This window comes from Methanoregula sp., from assembly GCF_041663825.1.
Classification (GTDB): domain Archaea; phylum Halobacteriota; class Methanomicrobia; order Methanomicrobiales; family Methanospirillaceae; genus Methanoregula.
In genome coordinates this window covers 1-26,008 of record NZ_JBAYLY010000034.1, presented here as the reverse complement: position 1 = coordinate 26,008, position 26,008 = coordinate 1, and the positions used below count along the sequence as shown (strand labels likewise).

39 protein-coding genes are annotated in these 26,008 nt (G+C 53.9%); 35 read left to right on the top strand and 4 right to left on the bottom strand.

The genetic code is table 11. The features are described 5' to 3' along the window. The first annotated feature begins 46 nt into the window (after positions 1-46). Positions 47-1,033 (top strand): 5,10-methylenetetrahydromethanopterin reductase, encoded by a 987-nt coding sequence (locus tag WCX19_RS12860; RefSeq protein WP_373008768.1) that lies wholly within the window; start codon positions 47-49, stop codon positions 1,031-1,033. A gap of 198 nt (positions 1,034-1,231) precedes the next feature. Beyond that, positions 1,232-2,152 carry a galactose-1-phosphate uridylyltransferase gene (locus WCX19_RS12855; RefSeq protein WP_373008766.1) on the top strand — a complete coding sequence of 307 codons (921 nt, stop codon included), beginning with the start codon at positions 1,232-1,234 and terminating at the stop codon, positions 2,150-2,152. Positions 2,153-2,168: 16 nt separating this feature from the next. Here the strand turns inward: WCX19_RS12855 and WCX19_RS12850 are convergent, their stop codons facing one another. Further along, positions 2,169-3,011, bottom strand: coding sequence for a F420-dependent methylenetetrahydromethanopterin dehydrogenase (locus tag WCX19_RS12850; RefSeq protein WP_373008764.1), 843 nt, complete (start codon positions 3,009-3,011; stop codon positions 2,169-2,171). Positions 3,012-3,924: 913 nt separating this feature from the next. Here WCX19_RS12850 and WCX19_RS12845 point away from each other — a divergent pair. From WCX19_RS12845 to WCX19_RS12700, 30 genes are all read left to right on the top strand, one after another. Next, positions 3,925-4,329 (top strand): Tfx family DNA-binding protein, encoded by a 405-nt coding sequence (locus WCX19_RS12845; RefSeq protein WP_373008772.1) that lies wholly within the window; start codon positions 3,925-3,927, stop codon positions 4,327-4,329. Between the two features lie 651 nt (positions 4,330-4,980). Next, positions 4,981-5,994 (top strand): 50S ribosomal protein L3, encoded by a 1,014-nt coding sequence (locus WCX19_RS12840; RefSeq protein WP_373008762.1) that lies wholly within the window; start codon positions 4,981-4,983, stop codon positions 5,992-5,994. Positions 5,995-6,000: 6 nt separating this feature from the next. Continuing rightward, a complete protein-coding gene (gene rpl4p / locus WCX19_RS12835; RefSeq protein WP_373008760.1) occupies positions 6,001-6,747 on the top strand; it encodes a 50S ribosomal protein L4 in 747 nt (248 codons plus the stop codon). Further along, positions 6,748-6,999 (top strand): 50S ribosomal protein L23, encoded by a 252-nt coding sequence (locus WCX19_RS12830; protein ID WP_373008758.1) that lies wholly within the window; start codon positions 6,748-6,750, stop codon positions 6,997-6,999. It begins immediately after the preceding gene. Positions 7,000-7,009: 10 nt separating this feature from the next. Continuing rightward, positions 7,010-7,726, top strand: coding sequence for a 50S ribosomal protein L2 (locus WCX19_RS12825; protein WP_373008756.1), 717 nt, complete (start codon positions 7,010-7,012; stop codon positions 7,724-7,726). 5 nt (positions 7,727-7,731) lie between these two features. Continuing rightward, a complete protein-coding gene (locus WCX19_RS12820) occupies positions 7,732-8,151 on the top strand; it encodes a 30S ribosomal protein S19 (RefSeq protein WP_373008754.1) in 420 nt (139 codons plus the stop codon). A gap of 5 nt (positions 8,152-8,156) precedes the next feature. Then, a complete protein-coding gene (locus WCX19_RS12815) occupies positions 8,157-8,621 on the top strand; it encodes a 50S ribosomal protein L22 (protein WP_373008752.1) in 465 nt (154 codons plus the stop codon). Continuing rightward, a complete protein-coding gene (locus WCX19_RS12810; protein WP_373008750.1) occupies positions 8,622-9,317 on the top strand; it encodes a 30S ribosomal protein S3 in 696 nt (231 codons plus the stop codon). After that, positions 9,318-9,521: a 50S ribosomal protein L29 gene (gene rpmC, locus WCX19_RS12805; protein WP_373008748.1), complete on the top strand. Its 204-nt coding sequence runs from the start codon at positions 9,318-9,320 to the stop codon at positions 9,519-9,521. Then, positions 9,518-9,784, top strand: coding sequence for a ribonuclease P protein component 1 (locus WCX19_RS12800; RefSeq protein WP_373008746.1), 267 nt, complete (start codon positions 9,518-9,520; stop codon positions 9,782-9,784). Before rpmC ends, WCX19_RS12800 begins: the two co-directional genes overlap by 4 nt. 18 nt (positions 9,785-9,802) lie before the next feature. Further along, positions 9,803-10,129 (top strand): 30S ribosomal protein S17, encoded by a 327-nt coding sequence (locus tag WCX19_RS12795; protein WP_373008744.1) that lies wholly within the window; start codon positions 9,803-9,805, stop codon positions 10,127-10,129. Continuing rightward, entirely contained in the window at positions 10,126-10,524 is a 399-nt protein-coding gene (locus WCX19_RS12790; RefSeq protein WP_373008742.1) for a 50S ribosomal protein L14, read from the top strand. The genes WCX19_RS12795 and WCX19_RS12790 overlap by 4 nt, the downstream gene beginning before the upstream one ends. A gap of 11 nt (positions 10,525-10,535) precedes the next feature. Next, positions 10,536-10,901 carry a 50S ribosomal protein L24 gene (gene rplX, locus WCX19_RS12785; RefSeq protein WP_373008740.1) on the top strand — a complete coding sequence of 122 codons (366 nt, stop codon included), beginning with the start codon at positions 10,536-10,538 and terminating at the stop codon, positions 10,899-10,901. Next, positions 10,901-11,626: a 30S ribosomal protein S4e gene (locus WCX19_RS12780; RefSeq protein ID WP_373008738.1), complete on the top strand. Its 726-nt coding sequence runs from the start codon at positions 10,901-10,903 to the stop codon at positions 11,624-11,626. Before rplX ends, WCX19_RS12780 begins: the two co-directional genes overlap by 1 nt. A gap of 5 nt (positions 11,627-11,631) precedes the next feature. Continuing rightward, complete coding sequence (locus WCX19_RS12775) at positions 11,632-12,129, top strand: 50S ribosomal protein L5 (RefSeq protein ID WP_373008770.1); 498 nt, start codon at positions 11,632-11,634, stop codon at positions 12,127-12,129. Further along, entirely contained in the window at positions 12,130-12,285 is a 156-nt protein-coding gene (locus WCX19_RS12770; RefSeq protein WP_012106085.1) for a 30S ribosomal protein S14, read from the top strand. 14 nt (positions 12,286-12,299) lie between these two features. Beyond that, positions 12,300-12,692 (top strand): 30S ribosomal protein S8, encoded by a 393-nt coding sequence (locus WCX19_RS12765; RefSeq protein WP_373008736.1) that lies wholly within the window; start codon positions 12,300-12,302, stop codon positions 12,690-12,692. A 12-nt stretch (positions 12,693-12,704) separates the two neighbouring features. Further along, positions 12,705-13,229, top strand: coding sequence for a 50S ribosomal protein L6 (locus WCX19_RS12760; protein ID WP_373008734.1), 525 nt, complete (start codon positions 12,705-12,707; stop codon positions 13,227-13,229). 8 nt (positions 13,230-13,237) lie between these two features. Beyond that, entirely contained in the window at positions 13,238-13,981 is a 744-nt protein-coding gene (locus tag WCX19_RS12755) for a 50S ribosomal protein L32e (RefSeq protein ID WP_373008732.1), read from the top strand. Beyond that, on the top strand, positions 13,974-14,426 hold the full coding sequence (locus WCX19_RS12750; RefSeq protein ID WP_373008730.1) for a 50S ribosomal protein L19e: 453 nt from the start codon (positions 13,974-13,976) through the stop codon (positions 14,424-14,426). Before WCX19_RS12755 ends, WCX19_RS12750 begins: the two co-directional genes overlap by 8 nt. Before the next feature lies 1 nt (position 14,427). After that, positions 14,428-14,952 (top strand): 50S ribosomal protein L18, encoded by a 525-nt coding sequence (locus WCX19_RS12745; protein WP_373008728.1) that lies wholly within the window; start codon positions 14,428-14,430, stop codon positions 14,950-14,952. Continuing rightward, positions 14,953-15,570 carry a 30S ribosomal protein S5 gene (locus tag WCX19_RS12740; protein WP_373008726.1) on the top strand — a complete coding sequence of 206 codons (618 nt, stop codon included), beginning with the start codon at positions 14,953-14,955 and terminating at the stop codon, positions 15,568-15,570. After that, positions 15,571-16,032, top strand: a complete 462-nt coding sequence (locus WCX19_RS12735) for a 50S ribosomal protein L30 (RefSeq protein ID WP_373008724.1) — start codon at positions 15,571-15,573, stop codon at positions 16,030-16,032. Positions 16,033-16,036: 4 nt separating this feature from the next. Further along, positions 16,037-16,465 (top strand): uL15 family ribosomal protein, encoded by a 429-nt coding sequence (locus tag WCX19_RS12730; RefSeq protein ID WP_373008722.1) that lies wholly within the window; start codon positions 16,037-16,039, stop codon positions 16,463-16,465. Between the two features lie 24 nt (positions 16,466-16,489). Continuing rightward, positions 16,490-17,923: a preprotein translocase subunit SecY gene (gene secY / locus WCX19_RS12725; RefSeq protein ID WP_373008720.1), complete on the top strand. Its 1,434-nt coding sequence runs from the start codon at positions 16,490-16,492 to the stop codon at positions 17,921-17,923. Between the two features lie 22 nt (positions 17,924-17,945). Next, positions 17,946-18,518 (top strand): adenylate kinase, encoded by a 573-nt coding sequence (locus WCX19_RS12720; protein WP_373008718.1) that lies wholly within the window; start codon positions 17,946-17,948, stop codon positions 18,516-18,518. A gap of 19 nt (positions 18,519-18,537) precedes the next feature. Then, positions 18,538-19,149 (top strand): DUF106 domain-containing protein, encoded by a 612-nt coding sequence (locus WCX19_RS12715; RefSeq protein ID WP_373008716.1) that lies wholly within the window; start codon positions 18,538-18,540, stop codon positions 19,147-19,149. After that, positions 19,149-19,697, top strand: coding sequence for a (d)CMP kinase (gene cmk, locus WCX19_RS12710; protein ID WP_373008714.1), 549 nt, complete (start codon positions 19,149-19,151; stop codon positions 19,695-19,697). The genes WCX19_RS12715 and cmk overlap by 1 nt, the downstream gene beginning before the upstream one ends. 90 nt (positions 19,698-19,787) lie before the next feature. Next, positions 19,788-20,213, top strand: coding sequence for a GNAT family N-acetyltransferase (locus WCX19_RS12705; RefSeq protein WP_373008712.1), 426 nt, complete (start codon positions 19,788-19,790; stop codon positions 20,211-20,213). Next, positions 20,213-21,106 carry a DUF2156 domain-containing protein gene (locus WCX19_RS12700; RefSeq protein WP_373008710.1) on the top strand — a complete coding sequence of 298 codons (894 nt, stop codon included), beginning with the start codon at positions 20,213-20,215 and terminating at the stop codon, positions 21,104-21,106. The genes WCX19_RS12705 and WCX19_RS12700 overlap by 1 nt, the downstream gene beginning before the upstream one ends. A gap of 84 nt (positions 21,107-21,190) precedes the next feature. Here the strand turns inward: WCX19_RS12700 and WCX19_RS12695 are convergent, their stop codons facing one another. Beyond that, on the bottom strand, positions 21,191-21,796 hold the full coding sequence (locus tag WCX19_RS12695; protein ID WP_373008708.1) for a MarC family protein: 606 nt from the start codon (positions 21,794-21,796) through the stop codon (positions 21,191-21,193). Positions 21,797-22,021: 225 nt separating this feature from the next. On the opposite strand from WCX19_RS12695, the gene WCX19_RS12690 reads away from it, so the two are divergent. The 3 genes from WCX19_RS12690 to WCX19_RS12680 all read left to right on the top strand — a co-directional run bounded on the left by WCX19_RS12690 (position 22,022) and on the right by WCX19_RS12680 (position 24,385). Further along, on the top strand, positions 22,022-22,666 hold the full coding sequence (locus WCX19_RS12690; protein WP_373008706.1) for a rubredoxin: 645 nt from the start codon (positions 22,022-22,024) through the stop codon (positions 22,664-22,666). A 164-nt stretch (positions 22,667-22,830) separates the two neighbouring features. Further along, complete coding sequence (locus WCX19_RS12685; protein WP_373008704.1) at positions 22,831-23,286, top strand: hypothetical protein; 456 nt, start codon at positions 22,831-22,833, stop codon at positions 23,284-23,286. 490 nt (positions 23,287-23,776) lie between these two features. Next, positions 23,777-24,385, top strand: coding sequence for a tetratricopeptide repeat protein (locus tag WCX19_RS12680; protein ID WP_373008702.1), 609 nt, complete (start codon positions 23,777-23,779; stop codon positions 24,383-24,385). A gap of 95 nt (positions 24,386-24,480) precedes the next feature. Here the strand turns inward: WCX19_RS12680 and mtrH are convergent, their stop codons facing one another. Both mtrH and mtrG read right to left on the bottom strand, forming a co-directional pair. Beyond that, on the bottom strand, positions 24,481-25,518 hold the full coding sequence (gene mtrH / locus WCX19_RS12675) for a tetrahydromethanopterin S-methyltransferase subunit H (RefSeq protein ID WP_373008700.1): 1,038 nt from the start codon (positions 25,516-25,518) through the stop codon (positions 24,481-24,483). 15 nt (positions 25,519-25,533) lie between these two features. After that, positions 25,534-26,008: tetrahydromethanopterin S-methyltransferase subunit MtrG (gene mtrG, locus WCX19_RS12670; RefSeq protein ID WP_373008698.1), on the bottom strand; the 475-nt coding region annotated here is incomplete at its 5' end.

Sequence of the window (26,008 nt, the reverse complement as noted above, 5' to 3'; positions counted from 1 at the left end):
TTTATTTAAATGCGCGGACGGTAATACTCCATGAGGTGAACAAGCCTTGACATATGGAATTGAATTTGTACCAGGAAATGTCAACGTAAAGCAGGTTGTAAACTTCTGCAAACTTGCTGAATCTAAAGATATTGATTATGCATGGATCACCAACCACTACAACAACAGGCACTGTTATGCAGTCCTTGCTGCAGTAGCACAGGCCACCAGCAGCATTAAGATTGGTCCGGGTATCATGAACTCGTTTACCGACACCCCGGCCGCAATGGCATCGTTCTTCTGCACATTGAACGAAATTTCCGACGGGCGTGCAACGCTCGGTATCGGACCCGGTGACCTTTCAACACTCCCGAAGATTGCGATCCAGGGTGACAAGCCGGTTGCCCGCCTCGAAGAGGCTGTCGTGCAGATCCGCAAGCTCTGCGCCGGTGAACAGGTTAACAAGTCCGGCATGAAGTTCTTTGATTACGATGGTGCGAAGCTGACCGGTGTTACTCTCCCCGGAAAGAAGGGTGTCCCGGTCTACATCGGTGCACAGGGCCCCAAGGTTCTTGAGCTTGCCGGAAAGATCGGTGACGGTGCATTGATCAACGCATCCAACCCGAAGGACTTCCACATCGCTATCCCGATCATCAAGAAGGCAAGCGATGCAGTCGGCAAGAAGAACTTCGATATCGGAGCGTACACCGCTATGTCGATTGACAAGAGCGAGAAGAAGGCACGCAATTCAGCAAAGATTGTCGCCGCATTTATCGCCGCAGGTTCGCCGCCCGCACTGCTCGAGCGCCACGGTCTTGACCTCAACAATGTCGCCAAGATCAAGGCAGCACTCGGCAAGTTCGACTTCAAGTCAGTCGGAGAACTCGTTGGAGACAAAGAGATCGATGCATTCACCATTGCAGGTACCCCTGAAATGGTCAAGGCAAAGTGCGAAGACCTTACAAAGGCCGGCGTTACCCAGATCATCTTTGGTTCACCACTCGGTCCTGACATGACCACCTCTATCCGCCTCCTCGGCAAGTATGTCATTTAAGCAGATCTAATATATCTGCTTTTAAATACCGCCGAAAAAGTTCCCTATGGGGACTATGGCAGATAGTAAAAACTCCTTTTTTTTAACGTTGACAGCCTGTGTGGGGGAACCAGTGCCTGTAGAAATATTCTGTCCGCTTTAAGGGAAGATTGCAAATGACTATCTTATCCCGAAGAGTACTCCCTTTAGGATAATGACATGTTTACCGTATCTGACGTTATAACCGGGAGAGGAAATCTCCAGTACCGTGAGGAGAACCTGACCGGCCTGCGCTGTCGGATCAGCCCGGAACGGCTTAAACGACATATCAATCAAACTCTCAAGATACCCGAAGGTTCGGGAACCTGCCCCTTCTGCCGGGAAAATATTTTTTCAATCACGCCCACGTTTGCTGACGGGAATCGTATCCTTAAGGGAGAGAGCGTCACGTTTCCCAATATGTTTCCGTTTGCGGAGTGGCACACGGTTACGGTGATAACCCGCGATCATGCCGTTCCTGCCTTCACCCGACAACAGATTGCGGATGCACTCATGGCACAAACCGAGTCGCTTCTCCGGTTCGACGGGTATCCCAGCATTAACTGGAATTATCTGACCTCTGCAGGGGCAAGCATCGTCCACCCCCATATGCAAGGGATCTCCGATAAGCGTCCGTCGTGGATAGCAGAGCGGTACCTGTCTGCGGGGAAAGCGTACCACGCAAAGACCGGGCATCAGTACTGGGATGTCGTGCGGGAGCAGGAACGGTCATCGGACCGGTACCTCTTTGGCGATGAGATCCTCTGGTCTGCCCACGCGGTGCCGCTGGGTGAGCGCGAGGTGCGGGGCATCCTGCCGATCGCTTCTCTCATCGAAATGGACCCGTATATCGATCTCCTGGCACAGGGAATCATCGAAGTTCTCTCGTTCTACCAGGCCCTGGGAACGTATGCGTTCAATATGTCGGTTTTTTTCGATAAGGCCGGAAAAGATAACGGATTCCGTGCGTTCTGTTCGCTCGTTTCCCGGATAAATCCAAATCCGACATCAATGAGCGATTCGGCATTCATGGAACGGCTCCACTTTGAGCCTGTGATCATGACGCTCCCTGAAGATATGGGGTCGTTCTACAGAAAATAAAAAAGATAAAAAAAATTTACTCGAATTTTGCAACGAGTTTGTTCTTGCGGACGAGCGTGCCATCCTTCTTGTGGGGCTGGCGCAGGATGCTGTCGCCTGCTTTCTCGAGCTCGCGGGCCTGGTCGCAGAGTGCTGCTGCTACTCTCATCATTTCGTGAGCGCTTGCAACGATCGGGATGTACTTCTCCCATTCCTTGGTCATGAAGCAGCCCTTGACGTTCTGGCCTGCAACAGCCATGGCGATCTCGTGGGCAGCGCGTGCCTTTGCAAGGGCATAGGGGTTGGTGAACTCGCCGTCGACTGCCTTGTCGGTGGTCATGATGATCTTCGGGAGCTCGATTTCAGTGCCCTTCTTGCCGGCCTTGACCTGGTCAATGACCTTGTCGAGAGCGACCTGGAGTTTGCGGAATGCACCGGTGAGTGCCAGGACTTTGACGAGGTTACCGTTGTAGTCTGCCATCTCGACGGGGTCGAGGAATTCGCGGCGTGCACCGATCATGGAGTCTGCCTTCATGATGATATAGCCGAACTTGGTGTCAGCCTTGACGCCTTCCCATTCCTTCTTCGTGGTTACATCATCGGTAATGATGATAGTCGGGATACCTGCTGCAGCGAGCTGTTCGCGGGCACCGGTCGGGCCGGGGAGAACCCCGTTGGGGGAAACTACAATACAGAAGTCCGGCTTGTATGCCTTCAGGTTGGAAACAACACGGTCGACGTCTGCCGGCTCGAGTTTTGTGCCGCTGGTCGCCATGAATGTCTGCATGTCCTCACGGTCTGCTCTCTCGTCGAGGAGCAGTTCCGCCATTACACCACTTGCAATATTGCCTAACTTAGCTACACCTACTTTAACAACCATTGAAATTTCACCTCTATTTTGTTTTATAACACGTTATTATGACCCGGTATTCTTATAAAGATTTTGAAATCATTTTTTACGCCGGGTATGCAGTTCTTTGTTTTTTGAGTTGTTGTGTTTTTGCGTTCCTCCTGAAAACCCGGTGCGTGCCGGAAAACCCGGGGGAGAGAATGGTACCTGCGAGGTCCCCGTGGGCATTCTTCGCGTGTCCATGATCCCGGTTCTTCTGCGATTTATCATCTATAATCCGTATTTCTCTGTTTTCAAGTTGAAAGAACAGCCCCCAAAAATTCGTATGAGCCTGATCTGGAAGCGGGAGTTTTTTTTGGCAACAGACGCCTCTCCCTTTATGGCAGGAGGGGTACCCCCTTCATTTGTATAATGGTGGAACCCCCCCATCTCTGGCCACAAGCGGGGGGTGGGGGTATCATGCTTTTAAAAAAATGGTCGGGGGTCAGGGTACCTCTCCTTTTTGGGAGCGGGGGGTACCCCCTTAGCAAGAAAAGAGGCCCCTACCCCCCCAAGCCTTTGGCCGGCAAAATATTTCTTCAGACGATAACTCCACGCGAAGCACAGGTTTTAGAAATGCCAGAACGGGGGGTAGGCCCCCTCTTATGCCCGGACAGGGGGGTGGGGATATCATGCTTTCAAAAAAATGATCGGGGGATGGGGTACCTCCCGTTTTTGTGACAGGGGGGTGCCACCCTGGGCCGGCAGGAGGGGGTACCCCCATGGGCCGGGAATCACTTCTGGATGTCCATCAAAAATTCTGCCACGTTTGGGACGGAAAATTCAGAGAAGTACTGATAACGGTGAATATCCATTACGCACACATCAATGGATTTTTTGTGGATTATTGCAGATGGTCGTTGTTAACGAAAAGTGTTTAAGTCAATGTGATGGAATGGATAGTATGAAAGATGGTCTGCTCACCGACAGACAGAGGGAAGTGCTCCGGTACCGGAAACAGGGAATGACCCAGCAGCAGATCGCAGATATTATCAGCACATCAAAAGCCAATGTCTGCACAATTGAGAAATCTGCAATGGAAAATATACGGCGGGCAAAAGAGACGCTCGAATTTTTGTATACCCTTGATGCCACACATCTCTGCACCATTCCATCAGGGACAGATCTGTTCGAAGTCCCGAGTATGATCTTTGCCGAGGCTGAAAAAGCCAAGATCAAAGTGAAATACGATACGATCTCGCTCATCAACCGACTCCGGGAAGCCCGGCCACAGTCGTATAAGGCCCGGTGTATCTGCGAAGATGTGCAGATATATATCACCGATGAAGGAGAGATCTATTTCGGATAACCGGCATGATGGCGGATTATGTCTGTTCCGTCAGGTACGGCCAGTTGCTGAGGGATCGGCGTGTGATCCCCGAAATGCTGGCATAAATATATATGCTTTTTTAATCTATATTTAGGGAAGCCGATATGGGGGGTGTCCCTGCAGTATATACACATTATGTGTGTGCTGCACCGGCGGAATCAGACCCAAATGACACAGGGAATGATGCTGCCGTGGGTATTTCCCCGATTGGTGACCTCCGCATCCATGCGGAGGATCCCGAGAAGGAGTTGTGAATCGTCACAACGGGCTGACAGAGTTGGATCTGACCGTGACGTACAGGTGGACGTTTTCGTAACGAGCCTGTTCTCCTGATTAAAAATCAGGGGATGCGTCAATGTCAGGGTCTTCTTTCGCGAGAAAAAGAAAAACCGGAAATTTGTCGGATGAGGGGATGTATTTATCCCTATCATCCGGTTTCCGGGGCAACCGATACACAGGCAGGGATAGTATCCGCAAAATGCGGGTAGTGTTTGTATCCTGCAGGGTGTTTTCGGATCGCGTGTTGGCTTACCAGACAGGCAAGTGATATCACTTCAGTCTCGGATTCATCTAGAAGAGTTCGTGTCAAGTAAAAAATCAAAAACACGAATGTAAAGGATTGATTGACACATGCCAAAGATAAACAGACCACGCCGAGGCTCACTGGCATTCAGCCCACGAAAACGTGCACAGAGCCCCATACCAAAATACAAGTCCTGGCCACAGCACACCGGTGCACCCGCGTTGCTTGGCTTTGCGGGCTACAAAGTGGGGATGACGCATGTTCTCATGGTCGATGACCACAAAGGCAGCCCGACAGAGGGCAAGGAGATCATGGTACCGGTAACCATCATAGAGATCCCGACCATGAAAGTTGCCGCTATCCGTGCATACTCGCAGGATACCTATGGTAAACATGCGTTCACGGAGATCTGGGCAGAGCCGCTGGACAGCCAGCTCTCCCGCAGAGTGACCGTACCCAAGAACTACGACAGCGCGGCAGCAAAGAAGAAATTTGCCGACGCCCTTGCCGCAAACCAGGTGGCAGAGATCTATGCAGTTGCGTACACGCAGCCGGCAACCATAACCGGTGTGCCAAAGAAGGTACCCGATCTCATGGAGATCAAGATTGCCGGTGGAGACTGCGCAAAACAGTACGAGTTTGCTATCGGATTACTTGGAAAGGAAATCCGGCTCAACAATGTGATTGACACTGGTGCATATGCCGATATCACTGCAATCACTATCGGTAAAGGTACACAAGGACCGGTCAAGCGCTGGGGTGCCATGCTGCGAAAGCGCAAGCACTCTGTTGGTGGCAAAGAACGCCACATCGGTACCCTTGGACCATGGAACCCCCACCATGTGCGGTGGCAGGTCCCGCAGAGCGGTCAGATGGGTTTCCAGCAGCGCACCGAATTCAACAAGCGCATCCTGAAGATCGGAGAGAACGGATCCGAGATCACACCCGCAGGTGGCTTCCTCAATTACGGTGTGCTCCGGAGTGCATATGTTGTTATCAAGGGCTCCATTCCGGGCCCGGCAAAGAGACTTATCCGTATCCGCCCGGCAATCCGACAGGGTGAACATGTTGTACGGTCGCCCGCGATCCAGTTTGTGAGCGTCCAGAGCAAGCAGGGGTGATCAGAGATGAAAGCGCAGGTTAAAACAATTGAAGGCGGAGTGGTAAAGGACATAGAACTCCCGGCCATATTCTCCGAAGAGTACCGCCCAGATCTGATCAAGAAGGCAGTCATGGCGCTCCAGAGCGTCCGAAGGCAGCCGCACGGCTCATACCCGTTTGCCGGCATCTGTTCTTCGGCAGTTGGCTGGGGAAGCGGCCGTGGCGCATCGCATGTACCCCGTCTCAAGAACGGTTCCCGTGCAGCAAAGGTCCCACAGGCAAAAGGCGGCCGTGAAGCACACCCCCCGGTTACTGCCAAGGTGCTGATTAAAGAGATCAACCAGAAAGAAAAACAGAAAGCCTTCCGGTCTGCGGTTGCAGCAAGCATCCGTGCCGATCTCATCAGCAGCAGGGGACACCTCTTTGACGGTGCAGTTCCGCTCATCTTCGAGGATAAGTTTGAGACCCTCGGACGTACGCAGGATGTCATCTCCGCACTGACGAACATCGGTGTATACAGCGATGTTGAACGTGCAAAAGACAGCCGCAAGGTCCGTGCAGGAAAGGGCAAGCTCCGTGGCCGCCGGTACAAGCAGAGAAAGAGCCTGCTCATTGTTACATCGGGCCCGGAGTTCCGCGCCGCACGCAACCTCGCCGGTGTCGATGTCGTGACCATTGATCAGCTCAATGTCGAGCATCTTGCTCCGGGCATGCAGGCAGGACGCCTGACAGTCTGGACCGAAAGTGCACTTACACGCCTGGAGGGAAAGTAAATGTCTACCTTGAAACACCCGTTTGTCACAGAAAAGGCCATGGTGCTTCTGGAAAACGAGAACAAACTCCAGTTCCTTGTCGACAGGAAAGCCACGAAGCTGGACATCAAGCGTGACATCGAGAAAGCGTTTGACCAGAAGGTAAAGCGCGTCTACACGCTTATGACCATGCACGGCCAAAAGAAAGCCGTTGTGAGTTTCGAGAACGAGAAAGCCGCCGAGGAAATCCTGAGCCGGCTTGGCATTATGTAAGGTGGGGAACATGGGACATCGAATTACAACACAGAACCGGGGCAGGGGAGGCCCGACCTATCGCGCCCCATCCCACCGGTACAAAGCTGAGTTAAAGCACATCGGGGACGGCACAACGAAGATCACCGGCTCGATCATCGATATCGAGCATGATCCGGCAAGAAACGCTCCGATTGCCCTTGTGCAGCTTGAGGACAAATCGAAGGTCTACATGCTGGTAACCGAAGGTATCGGTATCGGCGAGGTCGTATCCTGGGGAACTGATGTCGAAGTCAAGAACGGGAACACACTCCCGCTCCAGAGCATCCCGACCGGGTCCTACATCTGCAACATCGAGTCGCGCCCCAACGATGGCGGCAAATTTGTCCGCTCAAGCGGGGTACAAGCCGTTGTTGTCGATAAGATTGAAGATCGTGTCGGCGTCAGGATGCCAAGCGGCAAGACCAAGTGGTTTAATGCACGCTGCAGGGCAACCATTGGTATTGTCGCCGGTGGCGGACGTGTTGAGAAGCCGTTTGTCAAGGCCGGTAACAAGTACCACAAGATGGCGAACACCGCGTCGAACTGGCCTCGTGTCCGGGGTGTCGCAATGAACGTCATCGATCACCCGTTCGGTGGCGGTGGCCACCAGCACACGGGTCGCCCAAAGACCATTGCCCGGGGTACTTCTCCAGGAAGGACGGTTGGATCTGTGGCAGCACGCCAGACAGGTAAGAGCAGGAAGTGAACGGTATGGCAGCACCAAAAAAGACACAGAAGAGAATGCCCAGACGGCGTGAGGAGTTCACCTATCGCGGGTATAAGATTGACGAGCTCAAGGCGATGGGGTTGAGCGAACTCATTCCCCTGATGCCAGCCCGTGCACGCCGCAAATTCAACCGCGGGCTCAACCGCGGTGAAGAGACGTTGCTTGCAAAGATCCGGGGCGGGGACGAGAAAGTCAGAACCCACCTGCGTGAAATGATTGTCATGCCCGAGATGGTTGGAAAGAGCATCGAGATTTACAACGGCAAGGAATTCCTGAAAGTTGAGTTCCAGCCCGAGTCAATCTTCCACTATCTTGGAGAATTTGCACTCACAAGAAAGAGGGTCTCCCACGGTTCCGCCGGTATCGGTGCAACGAGGGGCAGTAAGTACGTACCGCTGAAGTGATGGAAATGGCACGCATTGCATATTCAAAGAAGGTTGAAGGCGACAACATCGCCAGAGGCAAAGCAAACGAGCTTTCCGTCTCTCCCAAGCACTCGATCGAGATCGCCGATTTCATCCGGCACCAGCGCGTCAACGATGCGCTCAAGTACCTTGCCGATGTGGTTGCCCTTAAAAAGGCAATCCCGTTCCGGCATTTTAACAGTAATGTCGCACACAAGCGCGGCCTTCCTGGCAACTGGGATGCAGGTAGGTACCCGGTCAAGGCATCCAAGGCGTACATCAGGATTCTCGAATCAATAAAAAAGAACGCGGAATACATCGGTCTTGACACCGAGAACCTGGAGATCATCCACGCCTCGGCAAACCGCGGGCGCGCCCAGAAGGCATTCTTCCCCCGGGCAATGGGCCGTGCATCCCCCAAGGTCCGAGAGACCGTCAACATCGAGATTGTTGTCCGTGAGGTGGCATAAATGGCCGTTGAAAGGAAATTCATTTCAGAAGGTGTCCGCAAGGTCCGTGTCGAGAAATACCTGACAAAAGAACTTAAGCGCGCAGGGTTCGGCGGCATGGATATCGCACGCACGCCTCTTGGAACCCAGGTCACCATCTTTGCTGAAAAACCGGGGATCGTGATCGGCAAAGGCGGGAAACTTGTCCACCAGCTGACCCAGGATCTTGCCCAGAACTACGGGGTTGAGTCTCCGCAGATAGAGGTCCAGCAGGTCCAGAACCCAAGTTTCAACGCCCAGATCATGGCGGAGAGGCTGGCAAATGCCCTTGAACGCGGCTGGTACTTCCGTAAGGCTGGTTCGAGCATCATGCGTCGGGTCATGGAATCCGGTGCACTGGGCTGCGAGGTTATCATCGCCGGTAAATTAACCGGTGCACGTGCCCGTACCCAGAAGTTCACTGAGGGCTACATCAAGCACTGCGGTGAGCCAAGTATCAATATCGTCGAGAAAGGCTATGCGATCGCCATCAAGAAGCTCGGCGTGATTGGGGTGCAGGTTAAAATTGTGCCTGCCGATGCGAAGATGCCAGACCACTTTACGATCATCGAACAGAAGAAGCCGGTTACCCCGAAGGTCACCGTCACCGCTATTAGCGACATTGACACCGAAGAGCCGGCCCTTCCCGATGAGAATACCGATGGAGAGGTGCAGTAAATGGCAATCTTACGGGCGCACGATGTCCAGCAGCTCACTGATGTCGAACTGCAGGAACAGATGGGAAAACTCCGGATGGAACTTGTCCAGCACAACGGAAAGGTCAGTGCCGGTGGCGCAACCGAGAACCCCGGGCATATACGGGAACTCCGGCGCACTATTGCCCGCCTGATGACCGAGAAGACCCGCAGGAGCCGCGTATGATCTCCTGCCAGAACGTGATAAGGCACGAATTGATCGGCCTTGACGTTCTGGTAGCTGGAGCTGCAAACCCGTTTCATAAGGGGATAAGCGGACACATCATCGATGAGACAAGGAATCTTGTTGCCATACAGACGCAGGCCGGAATAAAGAAGATCCCAAAACTTGGGAGCACCTTCCGTCTCTCTCTGCCTGACAATACCCTTGTTGAGATTAATGGATCCGCACTGATACTGGCTCCAGAAAAGAGGCTCAAGCGAGCATAAAAGAAAGAGGATACCATAATGGCACAAAATATTGGATTGAACGTTCAGGCACCCAAGCAGGAGTGCAAGGACGTTAATTGTCCGTTCCACGGCACTTTACCGGTACGCGGCCAGGTGATCACCGGTAAGGTCGTGAGCGACAAAATGATGGGAACGGTCGTAGTTGCCCGGGATTACCTGCACTACGTCCGGAAGTACAACCGGTACGAGAAGCGCATCTCCAAACTTCACGCCCACAACCCGCCCTGCATCCAGGCAAAGGCAGGGGATCTCGTGAAGATTGCTGAGTGCAGACCGTTGTCGAAGAGCACGACGTATGTCGTTGTCGAGGTGCAGCAGCCATGAAGGCAAAGCAGTCCAAGACCCCACGGGCTCTTGCGACGGGAACGAGACTTGCATGCGCTGATAATACCGGTGCTAGGACCGTGCAGATCATCTCTGTCTTCGGCTACCATGGTGTAAGGCGCCGCCAGCCCAAACTGGGCCTGGGAGATCTCTGCACAGCGAGTGTCCAGAAAGGGACCCCGGACATGCGTAAAAAGCTCGTGCGGGCGGTTGTCATCCGCCAGAAGAAGGAAATGCGCCGCCCCAATGGCATCCGCGTCTCCTTTGACGACAACGCTGTTGTCGTTGTGGATGAGAAGAACGAGCCCAAAGGAACCGAGATCAAGGGACCGGTCGCCCGTGAAGTGGCAGAGCGGTACCCGAAGCTCGGCTCTATGGCAACGATCATTGTGTGAGGTGGGATGTCATGGTAAGAATTGAAAGTTCACAACCGCGCAAGCAGAGAAAGGCGCGGTATGATGCACCTGCACACATGAAGTCAAAGTTCCTCAACGCACCGCTCTCGGCAGCACTCAAGGAGAAATATGCAAAGAAGACGATCCGCGTTATCAAGGGCGATACCGTTAAGGTTACCCGTGGTGACCATGTTGGCGAGGAGGGACTCGTTGACGGCATTGATACCCGTAACGTGAAGATCATTGTCCACGGTGTCTCATCCACCAAGGTTGACGGTACCGAAGTTCCGCGTCCCGTCGACGCATCCAAGGTGGAGATCACCAAGCTCAAGCTCGATGACAAGCGCCGCGTCGAAAAACTCGGGGAGAAGGCATAATGTCAGACCATCTGAAAAGGCTCAACGCGCCTGATTCGTGGCACATTACCAAGAAAACCACGAAGTTTGTCGCAAAGACGGCGCCGGGCCCTCACAATGCAAACGCAATGCCGGTAGCCGTCTGGCTCCGGGATCAGCAGGGCCTTGCCCGCACCATGAAGGAAGTCAAGCAGATCCTCAAGCAGAAGGACGTTGTCATCAACGGCCGGGTCTGCCGGGATCCCAAGATGGGCATCGGAATTTTTGATGTCATTGCACTTCCCCGGATCGGCAAGTACTACCAGATCATCCGTGATGTCAAAGGCCGGCACAAAACCGTTGAGATCGATGCAGAATTCGCCCAGATAAGGCTCTGCAAGATTGAGAACAAGACGACCGTTACCGGTGGCAAAGTCCAGTTAAACCTCAGGTACGGGGCAAACATCCTTGCCGACAACTCCTACAAGTCAAACGACTCGGTGGTCATCTCCCTCAAACCCGAGGACCGGTTCAAGATTCTTGAACACTATCCGTTTGCCGCAGGCAACATGGCGACGATTATCGGCGGCCGCCACTCCGGCAAGGTTGCCCGGATTATCGAGATCATCAAGACGCCGGGCAGTGTCCCGAACAAGGTTATCCTTGAAGATGAGAAGACCAAGGAACAGTTCGATACCATCGCGCCCTACATCTACATGATCGGAAAAGAGACCGTTTCAAAAGCAGGCTGGGGGATTGAACAGTGACCGCAATGCGAGATATCCACATCGATAAGGTCGTTGTCCACATGGGCGTTGGCGAGAGTGGAGAAAAACTCGTCAAGGCCGAGAATATCATGAAGACGATCACCAAGCAGACCCCGATCCGCAGCGTCGCAAAGATGACGCAGCCGGCGTTTAATATCAGGAAAGGCGCCCCGATCGGGTGCAAGGTCACGCTCCGCGGGAAACCTGCGGAAGATTTCATCAAGACTGCCTTAACCATCGTCAACAAGACGATCTTTGAGAGCCAGTTTGATAAGAGCGGGAACTTCTCGTTCGGCATTGAAGAGCACACGGACTTCCCCGGGATGTCCTACGATCCGCAGATCGGGATTTTCGGGATGGATGTTAACGTCGTGCTCGAAAGGAACGGCATCAGGATCACCCGCCGAAAAATGCAGCAGAAGAAACTTCCCCAAAAGCAGCGCGTGAAAAAGGTGGATGCAATCGAGTTCCTCAAGAACCAATACTTGGTGGAGGTGCGCTAAATGGGTGGCGAAAGAAAGAAGATCTACGGTCGCGGTGCAAACGAGTGCAAGATGTGCGGGCGCAAGCAGGGACTTGTCCGCCGGTACCACATCATGTTCTGCAGGCAGTGCTTCCGTGAATGGGCACAGAAAATGGGCTTTAAGAAGATGAACTGAGGAGTGACTGCACAATGACACGATTAAATACCATCGCAGACGGGATGAGTGCGTTAAAGAACGCAGGTGACACCGGCAAGGCCGAGTGCATCATCGAACCCGCAAGCAAGCTCCTCGGCTCAATGCTGCGCATCATGCAGGACGCCGGCTACATTGCCGGTTTCGAGTTTATTGAGGATGGCCGTGGCGGCCAGCTCAAGGTGCATCTCACCGGTAAGATCAACAAATGCGGTGCAATCTGCCCGCGTTTTTCGGTCCAGCTGGATGAGATGGAATTCTGGGAGAAGCAGTACCTGCCCGGCAAGAACTTCGGGCTCATCATTCTTTCCACCTCGCACGGCGTCATGTCGCATGTGCAGGCGCGCAAGGAAAGTATCGGCGGCGAACTGCTCGGGTATGTCTACTAGAGGGTGCGAATCATGGCAAGTGTAAGAAAAGTCAGGATTCCTGAAGGCGTCAAAGTAAAGCTTGAGGGAACGCAGCTTATAGTGACAGGGCAAAAGGGCCAGCTGGTGCGCAGCGTCCGGTTCCCCCAGGTGACGGTGACCAGCGACGGCAAGGAACTTGTCATCTCAACCGAATCCAGCCGCAAGGAGATCACCGCGATGGTCGGGACGTTTGAGGCACATGCAAAGAATATGTGCCGGGGCGTCACGGAAGGATTCGAGTACCGGATGAAGGTTGTCTACAGCCACTTCCCGATCCAGCTTAAACTCCAGGGAAAGCGGCTTGAGATTGCCAATTTCCTGGGCGAGAAGAAAGCCCGGTACGCCGACATTGCAGAGGGCGTCACCGCAAAGGTGGCAAACGATGAGGTCGTGTTGACCGGTATCGACCGAGAACTGGTCGGGAATACTGCAGCAAATATCGAGCATGCAACCCATATCCGTTACCGGGACCCCCGGGTTTTCCAGGACGGCATATACATGGTACAGAGGGGCTGAAGCAAGCAATGACAACTGAAACCAAGCGACTGATCCGTGTGCGCACAGAGAAGGGTGCCGTCTTCAAGCGCGACGGGTTTGGCAAGAAGAAACAGCTCTCCGATTCATGGAGAAAGCCCCGCGGACAGCACAATAAACAGCGGGAACAGAAGAAGGCAAAAGGAGCATTACCAAAACCGGGCTACGGAAGCCCGATCGCGGTACGCGGCATGCACCCCAGCGGGTTCTTTGAAGTACTGGTTTTCTCGGAAAAAGACCTTGAGAACCTGGATACCAAAACCCAGGCGATCCGGATATCAGCCGGCGTCGGTGGACGCAAGCGCAAAGCCCTTCAGGAAAAGGCGACAGAAGCAGGATTCAAGATCCTTAACGCCCGGGTCGTAAAAGCACCCGTAAAGAAGGAGACTCCTGCCGAATCGGAAAAAGATACGGCAAAGGACAAGAAAGAGACAAAGGCAAAAGAGGCCCCGGCAAAGAAAAGCACTTCCAAGGCAGAAGAAGCCAAGAAGAAAGGCGCTGAAGAGAAAAAGCCGGTAAAAGCCACCTCGTCAAAGTCCAAGCCTGCGGCAAAAGAAACCGAAAAGAAAGAGGAGAAATCCGCAAAGCCCAAGGCAAAAGAAGCGGTAAAGGCTCCTGCAAAGAAAGCCGCTCCTCTAAAATCCGAGAAAAAGCCCGCTGACGGGGAGAAAGCCCCGGCAGAAAAGGCCAAAGCAAAGAAAAAGTCCTCATCCGGGGTGAAGAAGAATGAGTGATGTTGCCAGCCAGAAACGTCTCTCCGCATCGATCCTGAAATGCGGTGTCAACCGCGTCTGGTTCGACCCCGAGCGCATTTCGGACATCGAGAATGCAATCTCCCGCGAGGATCTGCGCGGGCTTATCACCGATGGTGCCATCAAGGCGCACCAGAAGACTGGTGTCAGCCGCGGCCGGGCACGTGTGCGCACCGCGCAGCGTGCATACGGTCACCGCAAGGGCGTCGGGAAACGGAAAGGTGCAAAGGGTGCACGTACCCCCAGCAAGCGGGCATGGATCCAGAAGATCCGTGCAATCAGAAAAGTACTCGTCGCGCTCCGCGAGGCCGGTACCATTGACCGGCACCTCTACCGGGTCATCTACCGTAAGGCAGCCGGCGGGCAGTTCCGGAGTGTCGCGCACATGAAAGCACAGATGGAGATCATTGCCGGGAGGCTGAAGTAACATGGCGACCGGACCACGGTATTTAGTCGCTTTCCGCAGGCGGAGAGAAGGCAGAACCGATTATTACCAGAGAACCAAACTCGTTGTCGCTGATGCGCCGCGCATGGTCGTACGCAGGACAAACCGGCATATCCTTGTCCAACTGGTCATCGCCGAGATGGAAGGGGACAAGACCCTTGTATCGGCAAATTCCTCCGAACTTGAAAAGTACGGATACACCGGGGCAACTGCAAACACACCTGCAGCATACCTTACAGGCATGCTCTTTGCTGCAAAAGCAAAGAAAGCAGGACAGGACCGCGCGATCCTCGATATCGGGCTCAACCGGGCCACCCCGGGAGCACGTGTCTTTGCTGCGCTTAAAGGGGCAGTCGATGCAGGCCTTGATATCCCGTATGGCGAAAAGATTGTTCCCTCGGAAGAACGGCTCAAGGGTGCACATATTGCGGCCTACAACGATAAAGCCAAAGATATCGTCAAGAATGTCGAACAGGTGGCAGACGCCATAAAGAAGGAGCTGGTGTAAATGGCATACGAAAAGGCAGAATGGCGCCCGGTCACCGGTCTTGGCAAGCTTGTCGCATCAGGGGAGATCAAGAGTATCGATCAGGTTCTTGAGAGCGGCAGACCGATCAAGGAACCCGAGATCGTCGATATGTTCCTCCCGGACCTCGAAGACGAGGTCCTCGATATCGCCATGATGCAGAGGATGACCGACTCGGGCCGCCGTGTCCAGTTCCGTGCTGTCGTAATTGTCGGCAACCGGAACGGGTACATCGGCTTTGGCCAGGGAAAAGACGTCCAGGTCGGTGACGCAATCAAGAAAGCGATCACGAAAGCTAAGATGAACATTGTAAAGGTACGCCGTGGGTGCGGCAGCTGGGAATGCGGGTGCAATGTAACGCACTCCATCCCCATGCAGGTAGTGGGAGCGGCAGGCAGTGTCCGTATCACCCTCAAGCCCGCCCCTCAGGGTATCGGCCTTGTCACCGGTGATATCAGCAAAAAAGTGCTCGAACTCGCCGGTATCAAGGATGTCTGGACCTTTGCGCGCGGACAGACCCGCACGACAATCAACTTTGCAAAGGCGACGTTCAACGCGTTAAAAGAAACTAACATGATCCGCACAGGGGGGTCAGAGTAAATGTACGCAGTCGTGGAGGTCCGTGGCGTGGTTAACACCCGCCAGGACATCAAAGACACGTTAAAGATGCTTCGTCTGCACCACATCAACCACTGCGTGTTCGTGTCAGATACACCCGAGAACCTCGGAATGATCCGCAAGGTACAGGATTACGTTGCATATGGCGAAGTTGATGCAGCAACCATTGAGACCCTGCTCAAGACCCGTGGCCGTGTGATCGGCGATGATCCCTTAACAGACGAGTACCTCAAGTCCAACTCGACCTTTGGCAGCATCCTCGAATTTGCGCAGGCATTGGCAAAGGGCGAGTCTAAGTTACGCGACATCCCGGGCCTCAAGCCGGTCCTCCGGCTTCACCCGCCGCGTAAGGGATACAAGACTACGAAGCGCACGTTCGTACAAGGCGGAGCGCTTGGCTATTATGGTCCGGAGATCAATACTCTCCTCTACAAGATGAGGTGAAGAGATGCCAACCAACAAACGTTCAAAATACCGCGGAACGCGGACGTGCGGCGGCGGAACCCACAAGAACCGCCGTGGTGCAGGCAACCGTGGTGGAAGGGGACGCGCAGGCATCAATGCCCACCACTTTGTCAAGTGGTATATGGAAATGGGAGGGCCCGTCTTTGGTAAGAACGGGTTCTTCCATAATCCTGCCGTCACCGTTTCCTCAATGGATATCGGGATTATCGATCAGATCGTACCCTCGCTCCTTGCACAGGGAATTGCCAAACAGGAAGGAGATGCAATTGTCTTAAACGCCGCCGATATAGGCATCGAAAAGGTGCTCGGCAGCGGAAGAGTCACAAAGAAACTCAACATCTCCGCAGCTGCATTCTCTGAGCAGGCGAAGGCAAAGATCGAGAAGACTGGTGGAAAGACGCAGGTCGTCTGACCCACCCGATTTTTTGGTGAAATAATGGGAGACCTGCTGGATCGAATGGAACCCATTCTTGCTGCGATGCCCGCAGTCAAGAGCCCGGACGGGCATGTCCACTTTAAGAATAAACTGCTGTGGACACTGGGAATTTTAATTCTGTATTTTGCGCTCACGAATATCCCGGTATTCGGGCTTGCAGCCAGTTCGCAGGATGTTTTCATGTACTGGCGTGCACTGCTCGCCGGTGCTAGTGGTTCGATCGTGCACCTCGGTATCGGGCCGATCGTCACCGCGTCCATCGTGCTCCAGCTCTTAAAAGGCGCCGATATCCTCCATATTGATACGAGCGAGGCCCGTGGACAGGTCATGTACATGGGTCTCCAGAAGATCCTCATCCTCGTTATGATTGTGATCGAGGCCGCGCCCAACCTCATCGGCGGGTTTATGCAGCCCGATCCCGCCATCGCAGCACAGTTCTTCGGCGGCAACCTCTTTGCAGTCTCGCTGTTGATCTTCATCCAGATCTGTATCGGTGGTGTCCTTGTCTTCTTCATGGATGAAGTGGTTACCAAGTGGGGTATCGGTTCCGGTGTCGGACTCTTCATTATTGCTGGTATCTCACAGGCTCTCGTGAACGGGTTCATCAACTGGACCGCAGTCAGCGATCCTTATCCGGTCGGGTTCTTCCCGCGCCTGTTTGCTGTCGTGCTTGACGGTGCGAATTTCATCCAGTACTTCGGAAAGGATCTCCTCGCCTTTGCCACAACGATCATCATCTTCCTTATCATCGTCTATGTGGAATCCACTCGTATTGAGATCCCCCTTGCCCACGCACAGGTAAGGGGTGCCCGGGCACGTTTCCCGGTCAAGCTGATCTACGCGAGTGTCCTGCCGATGATTCTCGTCAGGGTGCTCCAGGCCAACATCCAGATGGTGGGGATGTTCCTCTCCAATGTTGGTATCACTATCTTGGGTAAATTCAATGGCCAGACACCGGTCTCCGGCCTGATGTACTACCTTGCACCAATTAACGGCCCGTCCGATTGGATGTGGTGGACGACCGATCTCGGCCACGAAGTCTGGCAAGTCCTCTTAAGGATGGGTATCGATATCACGTTCATGGTAGTCGGTGGTGCAATCTTTGCACTCTTCTGGATCAAGACCGCAGGTCTCGATTCAAAGGATGTGGCCCGGCAGATCCAGATGTCCGGTATGTCGATCCCCGGTTACCGGAGAAATCCGCAGGTGCTGGAGAAGTACCTGGACCGGTACATCCCCCGTGTTACGATTATCGGTGGTGTATTCATCGGTATCCTCAGTGTGGTCGCGAACCTCTTTGGTGTCATCGGGTCTGTCAGCGGTACGGGGTTGTTACTGACCGTGAGTATCACGTACAGGCTGTACGAAGAGATAGCGAGCCAGCAGATCATGGAGATGTATCCGTTCATGCGAACATTCTTTGGCAAAGAATGATTTGAGTAATGAAGGGATAGGAATGGCAGGCAAAAAAGTCATTATCACGGGTGTGCCGGGTGTCGGTAAGACCACGGTCATCAACGAGGCGTTAAACAGACTCAAAAGCGAAGGGGTAGACTACCAGCCCATCAATTTTGGTACCTTCATGTTCGAAGTAGCCAAGAGTGAGGGGCTCGTGCAGGATCGTGACCAGATGCGCACACTCGACCGGGCCGATCAGAAACGGCTCCAGCAGCGCGCGGCACAGGCAATTGCAAAGATTCCTGGCAACGTCATGATCGATACGCACGCATCGGTGAAAACCCCCAAGGGCTATCTCGCCGGGCTTCCTGAATGGGTGCTCCGCGAGATCATGCCCGATATCCTCGTCCTCGTTGAAACTGATAATGACCAGATCCTCATGCGGCGCCTGACCGATGAGACGAGAACCCGGGACAAGGAGGGTGCGCGTGCAATTGCCGAGCACCAGGAATTCAACCGGTCTATCGCCGCCGCGTATGCCATGGTAACAGGGTGTACGATCAAGATCATTACCAACCCCGATCACCTGCTGGATCTTGCCGCTGCGGAGATGGCGGACGTCCTCAGGTGACCCCATTTAAGGTGACTCCATGGACTTAGGAAAAATCTGGGATAAGTACGGGTTGTACATCGCGTTGCTCTTCATGATGCTGATGATGATCTCGTACAGTATCGAGTGGCTGCGGGTTGGTGTGGGGCAAGGTATTGATTCCCTGTTTGCGCCGCTCGTGAAAAGTTTCGGCATACCGTTTTTTATCCTGATCGTGATCCTTTCGGCAGCCACCGGCCTGTACTCCTCGATTATCCAGAAGTACACGATCAATTATGAGCGGATGACCGAAGTGCAGGACCGGATGAAGGAGTTCCAGAAAGAGTACCGGGAAGCCATGTTATCTCAGGATGAGAAGAGGATCAAGAAACTGGACACAAAGAAAGACCGGATGATGAAGGAGCAGCTTGAACTCTCCCAGCAGCAGTTCAAACCGATGGCATACATCCTGATACTGACCGTTCCGATCTTCTTCTGGCTGCTGTACCGGCTCAGCCAGATCAATAACACGATAACACTTCCCTATTATGGGACGCTGAGCCTGACCGCGCCCCTGTTCTGGGTCATTCCCGCATGGATCATATGGTACATGATCTGTTCGATCACGATCAGTCAGGTAATCAGAAAGGCCCTCAACATCGGGGGGATCTGATGCGGATCACCGTGAGCGGGCTTCCCGGCAGCGGGACGACCTCGCTCTCACGGTATCTCGCAGAACAACACGGGTTTACTATGATCTCAGCTGGCGAAGTCTTCCGTGAATGTGCAAAAGAGCATCACATGGAACTTGCCGAATTCGGCCGTCTTGCCGAGACGGATCCGGCCTATGACAAGATGATCGATGCCAGGCAGAAAGAGATCGCAGAACAGAAAGATAATATCATTGTCGAGGGACGCCTCTCGGGCTGGATGGTTGAGAAGGCGGATCTCAAAATCTGGCTCTTTGCCTCCATCGGCTGCCGGCTCGAACGGATCGTATTCCGCGACCAGATTGCCGATATTAAAACAGCAAAAGCGATCACCCTCGAACGCGAGCACTGTGAAGCGGTGCGGTATCGGCAGTACTACAACATTGACATCAACGATCTCTCAATCTACACCATTATTCTCAACTCGGAGCGTTGGGGAGTCAGGGAACTTGGGGCGATTGTCGATACTGCTATCGGGCAGTTGAAGGCGTCTCCCCCAAAGGCAACATAACGGTCTGGTAATGACAGCGTTGGCCCGAAACCTGCAGAAAAATTTGTTCTCTTCTTATCCGTTGTTTTTTTTCGGGGAAGGTCTCGTGCGATGAACCCGGATGATATCAGCGTCTCGCTCGTGCGCTCGTGGGATGCAGAGGAGATTGTGGCACTCTACCGGGCCGGCGGCTGGTGGAAGGATGAGTACGATCCTACTGAAATCCCCCGGCTTATCGGTGGCAGTTTTGCCTTCGTCGTCGCCGCCGACAAGAAAAGCGGCCGTGCGGTTGGGATGGGGCGCGCGATCTCTGACGGGGTATCTGATGCGTATATCCAGGATCTCGTTGTGCTCCCCGAATATCGGCGGCGGGATTTGGGTACTGCGATGGTCTCCCTGCTTGTTGCGTGGTGCAGGGAAGCGGGGATCTCATGGATCGCCCTTGTTGCCGAGCCCGGCTCGGAACAGTTCTATATCCCGCTGGGATTTGCCCGGATGGAGGGGTATATCCCCCTGATATACCAAAGTGATCCGTGATGCTTTCACAGGAAGACTTCAGGCCGGTGACCCTTGCCGACCGGGCATTTTTCGAGCGACACTACGCGCTGTATCCGCAGACCCACAGCGACAATACCTTCACGAATATGGTCTGCTGGAACCATTTTGCCCAGTACCAGTACGCGTACGTGAATGGGAACGTCATCCTGGCAAGTACTATTCTCGGGGTGACCCGGTTCCGCCCGCCCATCGGCCCCCGCGACCCTGCGCTCATGAAAGCGCTCATCCGGCTGGCACAGGACATCGGTGACAATACCCCCATCGTCCTCATCGATCCGGCAACAGCGCAGTGGATGCGGGATCTCGATCCTACCCTTACCCTCGTCCCGGACCGGGACCACTTTGAGTACGTGTACCGGGCTCTGGATCTTGCAGAGCTCCCGGGAAAAAACTATCTCAAGATCCGCAGCCAGATCAACAAATTCCGGAAGAACTGCCGGCACACGGTCGAGCCGATCACGCCCGCCAACCGGGAAGAGGTAATGGGCTTTTTAGTGAAATGGTGTGAATGGAAGGGGTGCGAGAACGATCTGGTGCTCGCCCACGAGAAAGAGGCGGTTTTTTACGCAATCGAGCATTTCGCTGAACTCCCCCTGCGAGGCCTTCTGATCCGGGTCATGTCGCAGGTCGCTGCCATATCCCTGTTCGAGCGCCTGAACTCTGATACAGCGCTCGTCCATTTCGAGAAAGGGCTGCCGGACTGTGAAGGGATCTACAAGGCCATAAATGCAGAGACGGCGGCTCTTCTTGCCGGTGAAGTGGAGTACATCAACCGGGAGAGCGACCTTGGCGTCGGCGGTCTCCGCGAGGCAAAGCAGCGGTACCACCCGCATCATATGGTCGAAGTCTGGTCGCTCAAACGTGATGTTTGAGCTCTCTTGCCCGAACTTTTTTTCATTGCCTGAAACATGGTGGCGGGGCAGGTATATCAAAAAAAGGAGAGCGTTTTGTCGGTTTTAGATCGTAATGGGCAGGCCCAGCGTCCCGATAATCCCTGAAAAGATGATCTTTATGGCAATGGCTGCGACCAGCATCCCCAGCACCTTACCCATGATATCTGTGACAACGGTACCAAGAACCCTCTGGATACCCGCAGAAAAATACAGGATTACCCAGGTCGCCGCAAGACAGAGGGTGATCGCGATAAACGGGATGAGAATGCCATAATCCTTTGAGAGGAGCATCACGGTCGTGATCGCGCCGGGACCGCAGAGGATTGGCGTACCTATCACGACACCCGCTGCTGTAGGGGCCGAATCCTTCGACTTGCAGAGGTCGATACCCAGTGCCATCTCCATGCCCAGTAAAAAGAGCAGGATCCCGCCGGCGATCTGGAACGTGGAGAGCGTGAGGCCGAGGATACTGAATATGGCAGTATTGAAGATGAGGAAGATATACATCAGGATCCCGGCCACAGCCACAGCAATGAATGCCTGCTTGTGGATCTCCCTCGAGGGCTGTCCTTTTGTCATGCTGGCAAAGATCGGAACCGAGAGGATCGGGTCGAGGATCACGAAGAGCGCCGCAAACGCATAGATTATACCTGAAACGAGGTCCGCCATATCAATACTTCAGATCATGTGCGGTTCTGACGGATAAATTCACGGGATTTGTTATAGTGGTACGGGCTTCTGGCAGGGAGGTGTTTGTATTAGAATTCGTATTTTCCGTCACAAGTCGTTTGCATCATTCATAATATATAATATCCGGTAGTTGCCATCATCCGTTATAGCGGGCGTTTTTTGGGCCGGCATCTGCCGCCCGGACCGCCCGGTTCGGAGAGCACCATGGCAGGAACAAAAAAAGTTTCCGGATCCCCCGGATCAAAAGCGGGAACCCGGGCCGTGCGCCCGGCACAGTCCCCGTCACTGATGAAGAGAGCAGCCCCGAAGAAACCGGCCGCACCGGCAAAGATGGCACCGGCAAAGATGGCACCGGCACCAAAAAAAGGGAAGACTGCATCCGTGCAGAAGACCATTTCGTCCCCCCAAAGAAAGGCTGTCGGGAAAAAGACCGTAAAAAAATCCCCGGAAAAGAAGGTCCCGGTGTACAAATTGAAGCGGTACAAGTGCCGGCTCTGCGGGTACATCTACTCGCCGCTCCGCGGGGAGCCGCATCACGGAATCCCGGCGGGAACGCCTTTCGAAGACCTTCCCGAGGACTATGTCTGCCCGGTCTGCGGGTACCAGGGCCGGGGCAGGATCGGCAAATGGGGTTTTGACGAGTGGGCGCCCACCCGGTACATCTGTTCGATCTGCGGGTACGTGTATGACGAGAAGCGCGGCGAGCCCCACCGGGGGATAAAACCCGGGACAAAGTTCGAGGATCTCCCTAAAAATTATCACTGTCCTGTCTGCGCACAGGACCCGAAGATCGATGTCCAGTTCGGGAAGGTGTTAAAACAGGGTTTCGAACCGCTCGATCTCTCGTAGGATCGAAAGGAGTGATACCTTTAGCCAATCCAATCTCCTTTTTTGCATGTCTTGTGCCCACGGGGTGGATCCATAAATGGCGTATCTTAATACTTTATACGTCCATGCTGAATGTGCAAATATGAGGCGTATGATCTCATCTGCTTGATGTACGGGGATGTCAGATGCACAAAAGTCAGGATCCGGTGATGGAACAGAAGCGTGAGGCGCTCGCCCGGTTCCTTGGCGTGGACAAAACCACGCTCCGCATCTCGAACGGCCACCTGTACGGGTTCAAAGCGTTTTTCCATGGCAGTGATGAAGCGTATCTCGTGCTCAGCGATGCCGAGGCAACGCAGGCCGCAGAGAATGCGGTACAGGACAAACTCTGGCTCATTTCCCTTGAGTCGCTCTTTGCCTATTTTGACATCGATGCCTATCCTGCGGACCTGCTGGGGAAAGTCAAGACAAAGGAGATCCGGCAGGCAAACGAGGAGATCAAAAAACTGATCTACCACACGTGCGGGATGGAACCCCTCCGGAAACGGATGCTCTCGTACGGCAACCGGAAGAACCTGCTCGCCGATCATGACCAGTCCGAGCACTACCAGGACGGGTTCTTCATCTACCGGCTGTACTGACCCTCCAGGGGCCTGACTTATGTCCCGATCCTATTTTCTTTTTTACCTGCGGTGTTCGTCGTGGATTCCTACGGGCAGTTTCTTACCCGCCCCATAATAAATATACCTCCCGGTAGTTTATACCCTATAATAAGCCCATTACGCAGTTTGATTTCTTTCCGTCCCGGAGCTGTCGCGACTGTGCTGCTCTGTATGACGTCATGCCTGCTCGTTCAATGCGTCTTGTGCGGCCGATGAATACTATACTGCCCGATATCATCGACCTGAACAGTTTCCTACCCTGACACTCATGTCACCGGTTTATGACCGGCCCCGGGTCTATCCGCAGATGACGTGATCCTTACCCATGTGACCCGGTGTGCTGACAAGACCGTTTGATCTCCTGTACCGGGCGACCCGCCAGTAACGGCTCTTTTTGTACGCGCTCAAAATCACTGTTTTTCATACGCGGGTTTTATCCCAGCTCATGTGAATCACTGTATGATGGGATATGGACGTTACGGCAAAGCTTGAGGCAGCGCATCACCTTGCCCGGATTGGGCGGTACGATGACGCTATCTTAGAATACGATATGGTTCTTGCAGCAGACCCTGCCAACACCACGGCACATGAACAGAGGGGAGTAGTCTTCTATGCCCTTGGCCGGCACGAGGATGCCATTGCCTGCTACGACCGGGCATTAAAAATAAATCCGAATCTCATGACGACCTGGTTCGAGAAGGGGTACACGCTGCGCAAGATCGGCAGGTTCGCGGAATCGATTGCCTGTTTCGAGTGTGCCCTTGCCCTTGACCCGGATTATACGCTCGCTCTTGCAAACAAAGGCTATGCCTTAAATGCACTCGGGAGGTATGAGGACGCAATCGCCTGCTTCGATCATATCCTCGAAGCCGGCCCAAATAATATCCGGGCGATAACCGCAAAAGGGATTGCACTGCTGGGCCTCGACAGGAACGAGGAAGCACTTGCCGCCTTTGACCTGGCGATCAACATTAACCCGATCAACTCATTTGTCTGGCAGCACCGGGCCGAGGCCCAGCGCCGGCTGGGGCGCAATGCAGATGCAGATGAGAGCTTCCGGCACGTGTTTGGCACCTGACGATTAACGACAGAAAAAACCAGCAATATCCCACCCGGCGGGTAAGGATATTTTTCTTATTTTGAAAACGCTTTGCGGCGTTTCTAAAAAAAAATTTAGATGAGTTTAAAGATTGGGTGGCTTTCAGATTTGCACTCGATCCCGAGCTGGCGGGTGGCTTCAAGGACAGTGATATCCGTGTAGGCCTGTGCGGTGATCATTGCTTCGACGTTCTCAATCGGACCGTACATAATCAGGTCGGCACCAAGGGTGCTTGCAATCATGTTGCAGCCGATATCGGGTGCGGACCATGCTGCCTGCCGGATGCCGTCCATGCCACCAACGTAGTGGTGGGACATCTGTTCGAGCAGGGCGTCCTTGCCCTTGTATCCTGCTGCGAGGACTGACGGGGTCTTGCTCGTGCCTTTCCAGCGCTTGAGCCAGGTCCAGGAGACTGTCATGTTGTGGTATGCACCACCGGTCGGGTACCCGTGGATAGCTTTGCAGGCAAGGATCTCACGGTAGGAACCACCGGAGCCGAGGCCGAGCGGGGTTGCCGCTGTATCCAGGATCGGGCGCTTGATACCGCAGTACTCTGCGATTTCGAGCATACCTTTGGTCTGTCCTGCGACGCCGCCTTCGGTGAGCACTTTCTCACGGCCGGCAACGGATGGGTCTGCAGGGTTAAAAGCGAGCACAATCGCAGCGTCTACGTCGCTGTTCTTCAAGGCCTCAATGCTCTCGGGCAGGATTGAACCGTTGATCGAGTTGTAGATCGCACGGTTTGCAAGCCCGACCTCGGTTACGTACTTGCATGCGTGGGCGAGCGCAGTCGGGACTGATGAGTCCATCAGGAATGCAGTCTTGTTGTCGATACTGTCGAACCACGAAAAGTAGCTCTCGAATGCTTCGCCGTATTCCGCAATAATCTGGATGAAATGCGGAATACCGGTTAAATCAGAGAGTTCCTGACAGCGGTTCCAGAGTGCTTCGGCCTTTACCTTGTCAATCTTCCCTGTCTTGTCATCAAGCACACACTCGTGCTTGTTGTAGAAGATTGAAGCACCCAATACGGTCGGGTATTCACCGGGCTGTCCACCAATCTTGGTGCCGTTGAAGTCCCAGACACTCTGTTCTTTTTCAAACTTGAACATGTTATTACACCTCCATTACACCAATGCCATCAATTTCTGGAGCATGAACAGCAGCATGATGAATACGACAATGCCTGCAACGAGGCCGTACAGTATACCGATGTCCCGTCCGATCTTTCTCCCAACACGCTGTGCCACTTCAGCATCCGCGAACTCGATTCTCTTCTCGATTTTGTCGAGTCTCTTCTCGATTTCGAGGAACTGGGGGTTCGCCCCTGCTGCTGCGACTTCAGCACCGCCGGCTGCTTCCTTGACTTCGACGACGATGGGGTCGGCGGCAAAGGCACCGGGGTCTTTTGCCTTGAGTTCGTTGATCTTGGCCTTGATGGCGTTCAGGTCCTCGGACTCCATGATATTGACGACAGTGATCTGCTCCTGGAAGCGCTTGATCGCCGCATCATTGAGATTCTCAATGAAGGGGATAGCACCTTCAGCGCCGACAATCCTGCCGTCCTTGACGCCGCCCTTGTGGAGCGCGATCATGGACTGT